The organism is uncultured Aquimarina sp., from assembly GCF_947492405.1.
GTDB lineage: Bacteria > Bacteroidota > Bacteroidia > Flavobacteriales > Flavobacteriaceae > Aquimarina.
The window spans coordinates 730,686-747,787 of the sequence record NZ_CANLMP010000002.1 but is presented as its reverse complement, the minus strand read 5'-3'; the positions used below and the strand labels follow the sequence as shown (position 1 = coordinate 747,787).

Sequence of the window (17,102 nt, the reverse complement as noted above, 5' to 3'; positions counted from 1 at the left end):
CTATTATTTTTTAACTTTTTTTGTACAAATACCCCTTAACCATGAAAAAAAATATCCCCTTAGTATTTTTATTTTTATGTATTTCATTTCCTGTTTTTTCGCAAACTAAAATCGATAGTCTACAGATAAGATTAAAAGAAGTATCTTCTGATCAAATACGACTGGCAATTTTGGATACTTTAAGTGATGCGATGATACGAGCCAATCATCCGGATCAGTACACGTATTTAGATCGGGTTATTACCTTGGCAAAAAAGATGGATGATTATGATATGGCAGCTTCAAAAACCCGATTTATAGCTCAGAAGTATATTACTAATAACCAACCAGATTCTACTATTTATGTAGTTGAAGAGTTATTAGAAGAAAAATCTAGATTCACCACCAAAAAATCTGAAGCTCATTTGTTATTAAAAAGAGGAGCTGCTTACTTTAATTTAGAACAACTAGAAAAAGCAGTCACTGATTATAATACTTCAGCAACATTCTTTATGAAATCTGGAGATTCGATTTTTGCAGCAGATGCCTACTATTTTGCAGGCCAAGTATATACAAATCAAAGAGATTTTACCAAAGCAGTGCAAAGTTTTGAAAAAGCATACGAGTTATATGATGTTTTGGGAGATGCTCAATACGCTAATTATACCATAAATGAGTTAGCAGGACTATACGGAAGAAATGGTTTTCGTGACAAATCTATTGCCGAAAGAGAAAAAGTACTTACGCATGCTAAAAGTATAAAAAATGCTTTTGCAATTTCTTATGCGTATGCTCAATTGGCCAGTGACTATTGCTACAAAAAAGAATACGAAATATGTAAAAAATATACAGATTCATTAAAGACAAGTTTAAAAGCACTTCCTGATGATGCGGATAAAAGTGAGTTAATGATACAGCCACATAAGTTATATATTGATTACTATCTGCATAAAGAAGATTTAGAAAAAGCAAAGTTTCATTTGGAAGAAGCAGAAAAATATCGATTGTCAAGTAGTGCTCCAGAATATAATGAAACCTCTTTGCTATTGGGGAGTGCCGATTACTACCTAAAAACAAAAGAATATGCAAAAGCACAATCTCAATTAGAGAAATTATTGGCAAAAAAAGAAAATGTTGGTGATGTCAACTTAAATACAAAGGCAGAAAAAAAAATAGCAGAAGTCTTCGCAATTCAACGAGATTATAAAAATGCATATACACATTTATCACAATACGTAGAAGCAAAAGAAAAGCGCAATTCTGAAATAAAAACAAATACATTTTTATACTATCAATCCCTTTTTGAGACGGAACGAAAAGATACTGAAATCTTTAAGAAAAAGACAGAAATTGAGATTCTGGAAAAGGATAAACAAATTGAAGAAGGAAAACAAAGGGTATTATGGGTTGCATTATTGGCTATCATTATTATCGCTGGAGCAATTAGTTATTATATCTGGCAAAGTGGAAAACGTAAAAGAGAAATGCTATCTGATAAAATTGCTCAAAGTAAAAAGGAATTAAAAGAGTTTACCGCACAGTTACTAAATAAAAGTAAAGTACAAGAAGCATTGACAAAGGAGTTGGAAGAATTAAAAAATGAATTGGGTGAAAAACAAAATGCACAAAAACTTCAGGATTTGTCAACTATTAGAATTCTTACTCCGGATGATTGGTATACGTTCAAACATAAATTTACAATGGTCTATCCTGCCTTCTTTTCTGATTTAAAAAAGAAAAGCTATGATCTTACAAAATCTGAAGAACGTTTGTTAGCCATGGAAAAACTGGATTTAAGCACTAATGAGATTGCTAATATGTTAGCCATTTCTCAGGATAGTGTTACAAGAAGCCGTTCTCGTCTTCGTAAAAAAATTAATGCTCCCAAAGGTGCATCTATTTTGGAGTATTTAGAAGCATCCTAATGCAATTCTTGTAAAATTCGCTTTTTTTACCGGTAGAATCTTGTATTTATTAGTTTTGCCACTTTTTGTCACTGTTAAAATTCTTAAAGAAATCTTAAAACATGTATTATTGCAGCTGTAAATAATCAATAGATTTTTTAGAGCTTTATTGTTTTAATGATTTGTAAAACAGTTGTTTATTGAAAATGTCCGGTTTTTGTCCGGTGTTTTTTAATTCAATTTTTAAAACAAATTGATTTATTTGCTACAACTTTTTTAAAAGCCCCTTATATGATAAGAAAACTACACGTACTAGTATTCACTTTATTTGTTGGAAATTGCTTAATTCTAAAAGCCCAAACGCAAAACTATGTGGCGGGAGGTACAGTAACTCCTACTGAATCTACAACCACTAATACTCCTGCTCCATATGATGGAACGCAAACTTTTGCACCAGGTTCTTCTTTGACTACTGGAGATTGGAATCTTTTTTTAGGTTCTGGAGCCGGAGCTTCTGTAGATAGAGCTAGTTATAATATATTTATTGGTCCAATGGCAGGTGCTGCTTATAATTTGAATCAGACAAGCTCTAATACGGATAATATTATTATTGGTGCTTTTGCAGGAGATCAAATCACATCCGGTGTTGATAATGTATACATCGGTAAATTTGTAGCACGTACTGCATCTGGAACTGATAACGTAGTTATTGGTGCTGAGGCAGGATTGTCCTTAACTAGCGGATTTGATAGTGTAATTATTGGTGAACAAGCAGGGTATTCATTAACAACTGGTGGTGATAATGTGATTATAGGGGAAGATGCAGGATATAATCTAACCACAGGTTCTGATAACTGTTTTGTGGGGAGTAGAGCTGGAGTAGAAAATACCACGGCAAGAGGTAATACTTTTGTTGGAGGAGAAGGAAATAATTCCGTGCCTAGTTCTTTAGGTGATGGAGTGACATACTATTTTGATGTCTACTCAAATGCGGTTGGAGAAGACAATACAACTGGAGAGGCTAATACTTTTATTGGTTCTGGAGCCGGAGCCGATAATGAAGATGGTTTTGCGAATACTTTTTTAGGATATGGTTCTGGATCTAATAATGAATTTGGTGATGGTAATACGTTTTTAGGATATGCTGCAGGTTTTGATAATAATCGTACTAGATCTTCAACTAATGCCAATAGAAATACTTATGTAGGAGCATTAACCGGAGGGACGAATAGAGAAGGTTCAGACAACGTAGGTATGGGATGGAAAGCTGATTTTATAGATAATGGAAACTTAGCAAATACCATAAATCATAGAAATGTTTTTATTGGAGCAGAAATATCTGTGTTTGGAAATGATCAGGTGGTTATAGGTAATCAAGCAAGTGCCACAGGAAATACTGGATCAATAACTATAGGTTCTCAAAGTAGTACTTCTAAACCATATGCAGCAGCGATAGGATATGACGTGGATGTAACAACTGCAAATACTATGGCTTTAGGCGGCAATACAAGTACAAATAGAATGAGTGTAGGTATTGGCACCGTATCTGCAAATCAAAATGCTTCTTTAGAATTGGCTGATACAGATAAAGGTTTTTTGATCAATAGAGTAACCACAGTACAACGTACTGCGATGGAAACGTCTGCTGCTAGTGGTAATGCACTTACACCTATAGATGCTGGATTGATGGTTTATGATACTGATTTAACTTCTATTTTTGTATGGAATGGTACGGACTGGATAAATTCTACTCAAGATATTGATACGGATACTGACAATCAAATCATTGATGTTTTTCAACTTGATGGAAATAACTTACAATTGTCTATACAAGATGATGCAGAGGATACTAAAAATGTAGATTTATCCGGATATATGGATAATACCGATGCACAGGCAATTTCATTGTCTACCAATACGCTAAGTATTACAGGTAATGTTTCTACAGTGGATTTATCAGGTTATTTGGATAATACGGATAATCAAGATTTAGAACTGTCTGATAATATCTTGAGTTTATCCAATGATGCTACCCATGTTGATTTATCTACATATTTGGATAATACTGATGAACAGGCAATTTCATTAGCTACTAATACCTTAAGTATTTCTGGAAATGCTTCAACGGTAGATCTTTCTGGATATTTGGATAATACGGATGATCAAAGGGTGGATACGTTTACATTGGTAGGTAATACATTAAACTTATCTTTAGAAAGTGATGGAGAGAGTTCAAAAACCGTGTCTTTATTAAGATACTTAGACAATACGGATAATCAGGATTTAGATTTATCTGGAAATATATTGAGCTTAACAAACGATGGAACTACAGTAGATTTATCGAGTTATTTAGATAATACAGATGCACAGAGCATATCTTTAGCTACCAATACCTTAAGCATTTCTGGTAATGCTTCGACTGTTGATCTTTCTAATTATTTAGACAATACAGATAATCAGGATTTAGATTTGTCTGGAAATATATTGAGTTTAACAAACGATGGAACTACAGTAGATTTATCGAGTTATTTAGATAATACCGATACACAATCAATTTCATTATCAACAAATACGTTGAGTATTTCAGGAAATTCATCTACAGTGGATTTATCAGGATATTTAGATAATACGGATGACCAAGATTTAGAGCTGTCAAACAATACCTTGAGTTTATCAAATGATGCGACTAGTGTTGATTTATCTGGATATCTGGATAACACCGATGCACAGGCACTTTCTTTGAATGGAACCGTATTAAGCATTTCGGGAAGCGCAAATACTATTGATTTGTCTGATTTACAAGATGGATCTGGAACAGATAACCAAACCTTGCAGTTGAACAGCAATGCGCTTAGTATTAGTAATGGAAATACAGTTGATCTATCTTCCTATGTAAATACAGATGCACAAAATCTTACATCAGCAACCCTAGTAGGCAATGATCTTACTATAGAGATAGAAAATGGAGCTTCTGTTTCTGTAGATTTGGCACCGCTGGTTTCAACTTTACAATCTGATCTAAGTGTAGCTCAAAATGAGGTGGCTAGTTTACAAACACAGATGGCAGATATATTGGCACGTGTTCAAGCATTGGAAGACTGTTCATGTCAGCCACTTGGTGTGGAGGATTTGCCTGCTGATGCTTCAAGAACTCCTAAATTATTTCAAAATATCCCTAATCCTTTTAATGGAACTTCTTCGATCAAATACTATTTACCTATAGGAGTGGATAAAGGATCAATGGTATTTAGTGACGGAAGTGGTAAAGTGATATCAACTATTGAATTATCTGATAGAGGAGATGCAGAATTAGATATTAATAGTGATGGTCTTGCTTCTGGAATTTACTATTACACATTGTATGTAGAGAATCACAAAGTGGATACCAAACGTATGGTTATAGAATAACTAATTATTAGATAATCTAAAAAAGCAATTTTTAATTCGAGTAATAATTTAAATAATTGAAAATCAATTATTTAATATGATAAATAGTAAGTTGTCCGGTTTTTGTCCGGGTCAATACTAATGAATTTCAAAAATGAAATCAGTTATTTGCCTCAACATTTTTTAAAACATCTAGAAATGAAAATAAGACTACTACCCCTAGTTTTTATAGTACTGTTTAATTATATCACCAAAGCACAAGAAACATCCGTGCCCGATAATAATTTTGAAAATTATTTGGAAACCCATGACGCAAATGGAAATATAGTAGCAGTTGGTGATGCTGCAAGTTTGGGAAATGGAATTTCGGGTGATAACCTAGTTACTACTTCTAGATTAGTGACAGTTACCTCCTTAGATATTTCTTCTCAAATGATTGCTGATATCACGGGAATCGAAGATTTTACTGCATTAGAAGTTCTAGATTTTTCGAATAATGGAGTAGGTAACTTTGACCTATCAAATAATATTGCTTTAAAAGAATTGTATTGTGCTACAAATGGAATGAGTAATATCAATATTTCTGCCAACGTAAACCTAGAAACTTTAGATTGTTCTGATAATAGCAACACAACAATTGATGTAAGCACTAACGTTAAGTTGAAAGAATTAAATATTTCAACCAATGGTACCACTTCATTAAACCTGGGTAGCGTTTCAACTTTAGAAAAAATAGACTTGAGTAATAATAACTTAACAGGTCTTGATGTAACTAATTTATTTAACCTGACTAATTTAAATTGTGATACGAACTATACTCTAAATATTACTGATTTTAGTCCGCTAATCAGTCTAATTAACCTGAACTGTAGTAATACGAATTTAGGAAGTTTGGATTTGTCAAGTAATGTATTGTTAGAAACGCTAACCATTAATTTTATGTCTGGCTTTCATTTAGATCTTTCTAGTAATACAGCATTAACAAGTTTATCAGCTAACAGTAGCGATTTAAATAGTTTAAATATCCAAAATGGTAATAATGTTAATATCAGTTTTTTCGATGCTAGATTTAATCAGTTTACTTGTATTCAAGTGGATGATCCTAACGCGAGTTATTTAAGCACATGGCAAAAAGATAATACTGCTTTTTTCCAATTAGATTGTAGTGAAACTAATATTGTTGATGAAAATTTTGAATATCATTTAGAAAACCATGATGCTAATGGTAATGTAGTTGCTGTTGGAAGCTCAAATAGTATGGGTAATGGAATCCTAGATGACGGAAAAGTGTTCACTTCTAGAATCAAAGATGTTACTTTTTTAAATATTTCAAGTAATAGCATTGATGAGTTGGATGGTTTAGAAGCATTTGAATCGCTTGAAATCTTAGATTGCTCGGATAATAACTTTAATGAATTTGATTTTTCTCAACTTCCAGAATTAAAAGAACTATATATACATGATCTGTTTTTTGCAGTATTGAATTTATCGAGCAACTTGAAAATAGAAAAGTTGATCTACAATGATGCAAATAGTACCACTTTAAACCTAGGAAGTAATAATGTAATTAAAGAGTTAGATATTAGTAATAATAATATCAGCTCATTAGATGTTTCCTTATACCCAACTTTAGAGATTTTGAATATAGCAAACAATGGGCAACTTTACAGAATCGATGTTCGTCTTTTAACAAACTTAAAGTACCTTAACGCCAACGGCAATGGCTTGTTTAATTTAGATGTTCGTCAAAATTTGTTATTAGAAACACTTGCTATTGATAGTGCATCAGGGTTTTATTTAGATCTTTCTAATAATACTGCATTGACCAGTTTTTCAGCTAATGAAAGTGACTTGAATAGTCTAAACATGAAAAATGGTAATAACGCTAATGTGACTTTTTTTGAAGCAAGACTAAATCAATTTAGTTGTATTGAAGTAGATGATCCTACAGCATCCTATTTGAATACCTGGGATGTGGATAATAATGTAGAATTTCGTTCAGATTGTAGAGAGACTAATGTTCCTGATGATAACTTCGAAAATTATTTAGAAACCCATGATGCTGATGGAAATGTCGTTTCAGTAGGTTATGCTGCAAGTATGGGAAATGGTATTGCTAATGATAATACCGTGTACACTTCAAGAATAGAAAGTGTTATAGAATTAGATATTTCGGGATTAACCATCACTGATGCCACAGGTATTGAAGATTTTATAGCATTACAAACGTTGAACTGCTTTAATAATTCATTATCTAGTATTGATCTTTCACAGAATGTAGCATTACAAACCCTAGCTATAGGAAGAAATAGTCTTACAAGCCTAGATTTATCGCAAAATACAGCATTAACTTTTGTAAGTTGTCTAAGAAACCAAATTACAAACCTAAATATTTCCCAGAATACGATGTTGGAAACTTTAGGATGTAGTAATAATCAAATCAATAGTTTAGATGTAACGAACAATCCAGCATTAAAAAATCTATCTTGTTATAGTAATTCTTTAGGGAGTTTGGATGTAACTCAAAATCCATTATTAGAAGACTTAGATTGTGTGGATAATGATCTAACGAGTTTGGACCTTTCTCAAAATCCGGAATTACTAGAGCTGCAAGCATACGAAAATGAGTTGACAAATCTAGATGTTAGCAATAATGTAAAGCTTGTAGAATTGTTTGTAGAAAGTAATCAGATTACCAGTTTAGACCTTTCTAAGAATGTAGTTATTGAAGATGTATCCTGTGCATTTAATCAGCTTACGTATTTAAATCTTCGAAATGGGAATAATACGAATTTTAACAATAATGATTTTGATATTCGTAACAACCCAGGATTGACTTGTGTATCCGTTGATGATGTTACTTATGCTGATACTAATTTTACCAGAAAAGATGTACAAACTGAGTTTAAATTATTTTGTGCAGAAACCTATGTGCCAGACGATATTTTTGAAGATTATTTAGAAACCCATAATGCTATAGGAGGAACAGTTCCTGTTGGTGACCCAACAAGTTTAGGAAATGGTATTGCCGATGATGATTATGTAGGTACTGAGAAAATACAAAACTTAGCTGGATTAAGCCTTTCTAATTTTGGAATTACTGATTTTACCGGAATAGAAGATTTTGTGAATCTGGAGCGATTGATTATTAATGGAAATCAGACATCAAGCTTGGACCTCACTTCAAATACTAAATTAGAAGAAACGGATTTTGTCGGGATGGAGTTGAATACTATTAATATCACCGGTTTGTCATCTCTAAAAAATTTAGAACTAAGGGATAATAACCTTAGCACTATTGATGTGAGTTCTAATGTTGCCTTAGAAAGACTAAATCTAGACCTAAACAATTTTAGTAGCGTGGATATAAGTGCAAATACTGCATTAATCGATTTTAGAATAAGAGAAAATTCGATAAGTACCTTAGACCTTTCAAGCAATATTAATTTAAAGAGTTTATATGTAAATGATAATTCACTATCCACTCTAGATGTATCAAATAATACGCTAATAGAAACATTACGATGTGGAGGGAATCAATTTACAGCCATTGATATAGGTTTACTTACGAATCTAGATAGTTTTTCTATAGAAGATACTCCTACACTTATAATGTTAGATATTACTAATAATACTAATCTCGAAGATATTGATGTGAGTAACACAGCATTATCTGTTTTAGATATTACGAATCAAACTAACCTAGTAGAGCTTTATACAAACAATACTGCAATTAGTGCTTTAGATTTTAGCACAAGTCCAGATATTGAATATGTAGAATGTCAAAATGGTCAACTCACTTCATTAAACTTTAAAAATGGAAATAATAATAGTGGTATGGAAGTTTATGCTATTGGAAATCCAAATTTAGTATGTATACAAGTTGATGATCCTACAGCTAGTTATTTGAGTAGTAGCAACTGGGAAAAAGATGCTACGACTAGTTTTAGTGATGATTGTAATTGGACTTATGTGCCTGATGATAATTTTGAAAATTATTTAGAAACCCATACCGCTGCAGGAGGATTCGTTTCGGTTGGAGATCCAACAAGTATGGGTAATGGAATAGCCAATGACGATTATGTAAAAACTGCTCATATTGAAAATGTAATAAACCTATTTTTGAATTTTCAAGGAATTACAGACTTTACAGGAATTGAGGCTTTTGCTTCTTTAGAGTTTGTAGTGTGTTTTGGTAATGTAATAAATACAAGTTTAGACTTTACTAATAACACAAGTCTGAAAAGAATTGATGCTTCTGACATGGGATTAACCAGCATTGATATTACAGGATTGACTCTTTTGGAAAGAATAGATGTTTCACGAAATAATCTTACGAACATCAATCTTTCAACAAATACGGCTCTTAAAGATTTATTTATTTCTACAAATAACTTAATAGGGTTAGATGTAAGTAATAATTTGTTATTAGAAGATTTAGGAATTCATGAAACCACCTTAAGTAGTATTGATATTAGTGCTAATGTAAATTTAACTAGAGTCTCAGCTTCCTTAAATCAATTTACTACATTAAATACGGAAAATAATATATTACTTGAAGATTTAATTCTAGGTGGAAATCCGTTTACATCTTTTGATGTAAGTCATTTAACAAACTTACAAGAGTTAAATATGGATGAAACTAATATTACGTCAATTGATATTAGTAAGAATACCAACTTGGTAGAATTTAGTGCAAGAGATATTAATGAAGTAGAAGAGTTGAATGTCAGAAATGGCAATAATAACAACTTTACCGAATTTAGGGTAACGGGTTGCCCTAATTTAACTTGTATCGAAGTAGATGATCCAACGGCTGGGTATCTAACAAGTTGGGAAAAGGATGCTACTGCAAGTTTTGCCGAGTACTGCCGTTTTACAACGATTCCTGATGCTAATTTTGAAGCGTATTTAGAAACTCATAACGAATTTGGAGGAACTGTTGCTTTAGGAAGTGCCAATAGCTTAGGAAATGGAATTATTGATGATAATTTAGTACCTACTGGAAAAATTGAAGCAATTCAATTGTTAACTCCAAGAAATGAAGGAATTGAAGATTTTACAGGAATTGAAGATTTCACAAATTTAATTCGTTTTTGGATCGATGATAATCCACTAACGAATACCGATTTAGATTTAACGAACAATCTGCTATTAGAAACTATAAATGTTGGCAATACAGGGATCACAAGTATTAACATAGCAGGATTAATCGTATTAAGAGGTTTAGAAGCACCAAATAATAGTCTTACTACTATAGATGTCTCTACCAATACTGGGTTAAAGTTTTTAAACCTAGCAGATAATGATCTAACTACTATAAATGTTAGTAATAATGATTTGACAAGCTTAACGGTTACTAATAATGGATTAGGTACGATAGACGTAAGTGGTCAAACCAATCTAGTCTCTTTATACTGTGAGAATACCAATATCACAGTATTAAATATTCAAAACAATTCATTGTTAGAAAATTTAGAATGTGGTCTTAATCCATTGAGTAACCTAGATGTTGCTCATCTTTCAGAGCTTCGATATTTATCATTTAATACTACTAGTATTTCAGAGATAGACTTAAGTAACAATGTTGACCTAAGTAGATTAGAATGTGATAGTACACCACTTACATATTTAGATTTAGTGAAACAGAACACTCTCGATAACTTATCTTGTAAAAATGCATTACTTGCAGGCTTGAATTTAAGAAGTGGAAACAATGCAGATTTAGATAATGTAGATGTTACCGGCAATCCAAGTTTGACCTGTATTGAGGTTGATGATCCATCTGCTCCAGTTGTAGCAGGTTGGTTAAAAGATGCTACTGCTAATTATGCAGAATTTTGTAGACTAACTTATGTGCCAGATGATGCTTTTGAGACATTTTTAGAAAATAATGGTTATGGAAACGGAGCCATAGATGATTATGTATATACAGCATTAGTTGAAGTTTCTATAGGATTTAATCTTCATAATGGCTTAGTTGCAGACATGACAGGTATCGAGGATTTTAGAGATATGTGGTTCCTAGCATGTCGTAACAATACGAATTTAACAAGTATTGATTTAAGTAAAAATACGAAGTTAACTACAGTTACTTTAGCGAATAATAATCTAACAAGTTTAGACTTAAGTAATAATCTGTTACTAGAAAATATATATATAGATGGCAATGCTAATTTAGGACCTGTAGATGTTTCTATGCTTAGTAGTTTAAATACACTTAGTATCTCCAATACGGGTATTAACTCAGTAGCTATTTCTAATAATCCATTATTAAGATTATTGAATGTTAATGATAATAATTTTACAGAATTAGATATCTCTGCATATCCAAATATTATTCAATTAAGAATTGCCAATAATCAATTAACCTCGTTGAATGTTGCAAATGGAAATAACGATAATTTCACGTGGTTTGATGCACAAGGGAATCCTGATTTAACATGTATTAAAGCTGATAAGGTAGTTCAGTTATATCCAGATATTTGGCAAAAAGACGCTACAGCTAGTTTTGCATTATATTGTGATGTAACCTATATCGCAGATGCTAATTTTGAAAATTACCTGGAGACGCATGATGCAGATGGAAATATAGTTGCTGTTGGAGATGCTGCAAGTTTAGGTAATGGTGTTGCTAATGATAATCAGGTTTATACTGAAAAAATAAATAACGTAATTGATTTAGATGTAAGTAGCCTTGATATTACAGATTTAACGGGAATCGAAGCTTTTGTTGCTATTGCATCATTGAACGTTGATTTTAATGATTTAACAACCTTAGATGTTAGTTATAATACCAATTTGAGAATCTTGGATGCGGCGGAAAACGATTTTATTTCTTTAGATTTTACGGGGCATCCAGCTTTAGAAGAAGTGAATTTGCGTTCTAATGCTATCACAAATTTATTGGTAGATAATAACCCGAACTTAAAAAAGTTAAATGTTGGTAAAAACGGTCTAACTTCTTTAGATCTTAGTTCTTGTACACAATTAGAAGAACTTTCTGCTCACCAAAACTTGTTGGAGTCTCTTAATGTAAGAAATGGAAATAACAACCTAATTACAGATTTCTTTGTTCTTTACAATCCGAATTTAACATGTATTCAAGTAGACGATCCTACTGCTTCATATTTAAGTAGCTGGGAAAAAGATGATATAGCTAGTTTTAACGAAGATTGTGTTGCACCAGTAATTACCTTAACAGGAGCGAATCCGCAGGAGATAGAACTAGGATCAGGATATGTAGAATTAGGAGCTACCGCAGATGATGGAAGTAATGTTGTGATTGATATTTCGGATTTTGAAGATGTAGTAGGTAGTTATACGATCCGATACAATGCTACAGATGCATCAAATAACGCTGCTTTAGAAGTTACCAGAACGGTAAACGTTATCGATACCACAGCACCAGTAATTACTTTACTAGGCGATAATCCACAAGTAATAGAATTAGGTTCTGGGTATACCGAGTTAGGAGCTACTGCAGATGATGGAAGTAATGTTGTGATTGATATTTCGGATTTTGAAGATGCAGTAGGTAGTTATACGATTCGATACAATGCTACAGATGTATCAAATAACGCTGCAGTAGAGGTTACTAGAACTGTAAATGTGGTTGATACAACGGCACCTGTGATTACTTTGGTTGGAGATAATCCACAGACCATTGAATTGGGAGCAGGATATACAGAATTAGGTGCTACGACTGATGATGGTAGTACTGTGGTGATTGATGCTACTGATTTTGTAGATGATATAGGTACTTATATAATCCGCTATACTGCTACAGATGCTTTTGGAAATATTGCTGTAGAAGCAATCCGACTTGTCGATGTAATAGATACTACCGCTCCAGTCATTACACTACTAGGAGAGGATCCACAAACTGTAGAACTTGGGGCAGGCTATACAGAGCCGGGTGCAATAACAGATGATGGAACCAATGTAGTGATTGATGCTTCTGATTTTGTAGATGCAGTAGGTAGCTATATGATAATATATAATGCTACTGATATTTTTAGCAATGTTGCTACAGAAGTCACGAGAACTGTAAATGTGGTTGATACTACAGCGCCAGTAATTACCTTAACAGGAGCGAATCCACAAGAGATTGAATTGGGAGCTGGATACACTGAATTAGGAGCTACTGTAGATGATGGAACCAATGTTGTGATTGATATTTCGGATTTTGTAGATGCAGTAGGTAGTTATACGATCCGATACAATGCTACAGATGCATCAAATAACGCTGCTGTAGAAGTTACCAGAACCGTAAATGTAGTAGATACAACTGCACCGATTATTATGCTAGTAGGAGATAATCCGCAAGTAATAGAATTAGGTTCTGGGTATACCGAGTTAGGAGCTACGACAGATGATGGAAGCAATGTAATAATTGATATTTCAGATTTTGTAGATGCAGTTGGTAGTTATACGATCCGATACAATGCTACAGATGCATCAAATAACGTTGCTGTAGAAGTTACCAGAACCGTAAATGTAGTAGATACGACTGCACCGATTATTACGCTAGTAGGAGATAATCCACAAACCATAGAATTAGGAACTGGTTATACTGAATTAGGCGCTACCACAGATGATGGGACTAATGTAATAATTGATATTTCAGATTTTGTAGATGCAGTGGGTAGTTATACAATTCTTTATAATGCTACTGATACTTCAGGTAACACGGCTGTAGAAGTAATCAGAACTGTAAATGTTGTAGATACTACTAATCCAACTGTAGTATGTCAAAACATAACTGTACAGTTAGATAACACTGGAAATACAACTATTACTGCTGCAATGGTGGATAATGGTTCTACAGATCTATCTGGGATTGCATCGTTAGCTATAGATATTACGGATTTTGATTGTGCCAATATTGGAGACAATACTGTTGTCTTAATGGTTACTGATACCAATGGAAATAGTGATATGTGTATGGCTATAGTTACTGTTGTTGATAGCATAGGACCCGAATTTGATACGACTACAGTGCCTACAGATATGAATGTTACTTTCGATACTGGAGATATGTATACGTTGCCTGATTTTACCGGTGGAGTGGTTGTTACAGATAATTGTGATACGAATAGAACTGCTTTGACTTCGACGATTACTCAAAATCCGGTCGCAGGAACTTTATTAGGTGCAGGAGATCATATTATTACCCTCACTACTACTGATACTAATTCGAATGAAGAAAATGTAACATTTACTATCAGTGTAGGTAATGTATTAAGTATTGAAGAAAATGAGCAAGATCGTTTTACACTCTATCCTAATCCAGCGAAACAACAGTTTCAGGTTTCAGGGTTTTCAGGAAAAGCAGAACTATCCGTCTATGATGTTAATGGACGTGGTTTACTTATAAAAAAGGTAGATGCTGGTCAATCTATATCTATTCAGGAGTTACCAAATGGGGTATATTTTGTAAAAATCGCTATGGGAACTACCTACAAGACCATTAGATTAATGAAAAACGAATAGACAGAACCCTTTATTTTTTTGCAAGAAAATCAGTGCTACGAAGTTAAGGGGTCGTAGATACATGAGGTTGCAAGACAAAACCACTCAAGTAATTGGGTGGTTTTTTATATATTTAGTTCAAGTTTTACTATAAAGTATAAACCTTCCTATTTGGTATTATAAAAAAACACTACAACACTTATGTGAAACGAGTAGTTTTATTTTGTAAATTGATCGAGAAATAGGATTAAACCTTATTGAATTATTTTAATAAAACCCAAAATTAAGACACTATGAGATCAATATTACTATCATTATTTATTATTACCCTTCTTGCTTCTTGCAAGTCTCAGCAAAAAAGCGATACCCTGAGTGGAAATGAAGATATTGAAAACATTACAGAGGATGAATTGCTCACAGGTAAAGTTTTAGGTAAGAGAAAAAAGACAATCCAATACGTTGCTGTAAAACTAGTGGTTGATGAAAATACGTGTATGAAAGCCTACACTGACGAAGATGGATTATATGATTTTTTAATTAATCCTAGTAAAATGAAGGCAGACAGCTATTTTGAATTTGTTTATAAAGGATATGCAAAAAAACAAGTTCCATATAGTGAAATAGCAAAAAAAGGTACAGTTGTCCTAAGTACTAAGGGAGATGTAGTAACAAGCACGGATTATCGCCTTTTTTACGAATCTGTACGTTCCTGTAAGGATGAGCTATAGTTTGGTGAAATAGAAAAATAGGATTCCTTTTAGTCCAGAACAACATATTACGAAATATAATTCGTAGTATAACGACCTATACCTATATCAAATTGATTTTACGTTTACTTTTAGCAGAATTATAAATAGCCTCTACAATTCTAATATCTTTCATTCCTTCTTCGCCAGGAACCAGGATATTGGTGTCGTTAAGTATAGATAATGCATCATCATCCATTTGTTTAGCTTGTTGATTTTCTATATAAGTATTGAGTAGTTTTCCATCACTAGTTTCTCCTTGTACACCAGCATACATAGAAAAAGGTTGTAATTGATACCATCCATTAGTGCTATCTACTCGAAGTCTATGCATATCGTGCCCTACACTGGTTTTTCCGTGAGCAATTGCTCCTGATGGAAATTCTAATGTAAAATGAGTAGTCTCATCAGTTTCGGTAAATATTTTAGGTCTGGTAGTCATTTGTTCTGCTACAACAGATATAGGCTCTTCTCCTGTAGCATATCGTGCAGCATTTAAAGCATATACACCTAAATCATACATAGTTCCTCCACCTAATTGTGCATCCAATCTCCAACTTTTTGCAGGGTTTCTTACGTTATAACCTATCTCAGCATAAACTGTTTTAATATCTCCGTAGGGTTTGGTTGTAGCCCATTTTATGATTTGTTGAGTATTAGGTTCATGTTGCATTCTATATCCTATAGAAAGTTTTACCTTATTTTTATGACAAGCTCTAATAATAGAAAGGCATTCTTCTTCAGTTTTTGCCATAGGTTTTTCACACCAGACATGTTTTCCTGTATTTGCCGCTTTGATGGCATATTTGGCATGCAAACCCGTTGGTAATACAATATATAACACGTCAATATCTGGATTATTGGCAATACGATCCATCGTATCATAGCTGTATACGTTTTTATCTGGAATATCATATTTTTTCTGCCAGACAGGTATTTTAGAAGGTGTTCCAGTAACTATGCCTGTTAATCTACAATGTTTTGTTAATTGTAATGCGGGCGCAAGGACAGTAGTGCTGTAATTGCCTAATGCAACTAGACAGACACCTAATTGTTTCTGACTTGAATTAGCTAATAAATTGGAGTAGGGAAGCAGACTGCTTCCCAATAATAAACCTGTATTTTTTATAAAAGTTCTTCTATTCAGACTCATAACATATGTTTATCTTATTATAGAAAAGTCTAACTAACTTTGATACCCTATCGTTTCTAATATGAAGGAGGTTTCAAAAATTATTAAATATCAATATATTGAGAAACGGTACGGTCCGATGTTGTCTCTCCTGTATGTTTGGTACTTGCTTTTTCGAATAAAAGAAGATGTACTTCTTCATTGTTTTTTGTGGTAGGACAGTGTTCTACTCCTTTAGGCACTACTATAATTTCACCAGCTTCCACCTTTACGGTTTTATCTCTAAATTTCATATAAAGCGTACCTTTTACTACTTGAAAAAGTTCATCTTCATGATCATGCTTATGCCATACAAAATCACCACTTACTTTTGCTAAATATACTTGATTATCATCCACTGTTGCTATTCGATGTGGATGCCAGTGTTTATCAAATTTTGAAAGTTTATCATTAATGTTAATTGCTTCCATATTTTCAACT

Annotated in this window: 6 protein-coding genes; 4 read left to right on the top strand and 2 right to left on the bottom strand. The window is 33.0% G+C overall.

Annotated elements, in window-relative coordinates:
- Positions 1-41: 41 nt before the first annotated feature.
- The 4 genes from Q0829_RS09480 (at position 42) to Q0829_RS09465 (ending at position 15,472) form a co-directional block, all read left to right on the top strand.
- The gene (locus Q0829_RS09480; RefSeq protein ID WP_298541929.1) at positions 42-1,904 is read left to right on the top strand and encodes a tetratricopeptide repeat protein; all 1,863 of its coding nucleotides are present in this window, start codon (positions 42-44) and stop codon (positions 1,902-1,904) included.
- Positions 1,905-2,174: 270 nt separating this feature from the next.
- Entirely contained in the window at positions 2,175-5,291 is a 3,117-nt protein-coding gene (locus Q0829_RS09475; RefSeq protein WP_298541928.1) for a hypothetical protein, read from the top strand.
- A 177-nt stretch (positions 5,292-5,468) separates the two neighbouring features.
- Positions 5,469-14,765, top strand: coding sequence for an immunoglobulin-like domain-containing protein (locus Q0829_RS09470; RefSeq protein WP_298541927.1), 9,297 nt, complete (start codon positions 5,469-5,471; stop codon positions 14,763-14,765).
- A gap of 272 nt (positions 14,766-15,037) precedes the next feature.
- A complete protein-coding gene (locus Q0829_RS09465; protein WP_298541926.1) occupies positions 15,038-15,472 on the top strand; it encodes a hypothetical protein in 435 nt (144 codons plus the stop codon).
- A gap of 82 nt (positions 15,473-15,554) precedes the next feature.
- On the opposite strand, the gene Q0829_RS09460 is transcribed toward Q0829_RS09465, so the two are convergent.
- Together Q0829_RS09460 and Q0829_RS09455 are read right to left on the bottom strand one after the other, a co-directional pair.
- Positions 15,555-16,643, bottom strand: a complete 1,089-nt coding sequence (locus tag Q0829_RS09460; protein WP_298541925.1) for a Gfo/Idh/MocA family oxidoreductase — start codon at positions 16,641-16,643, stop codon at positions 15,555-15,557.
- Positions 16,644-16,726: 83 nt separating this feature from the next.
- On the bottom strand, positions 16,727-17,092 hold the full coding sequence (locus Q0829_RS09455) for a cupin domain-containing protein (protein ID WP_298541924.1): 366 nt from the start codon (positions 17,090-17,092) through the stop codon (positions 16,727-16,729).
- Positions 17,093-17,102 lie beyond the last annotated feature (10 nt).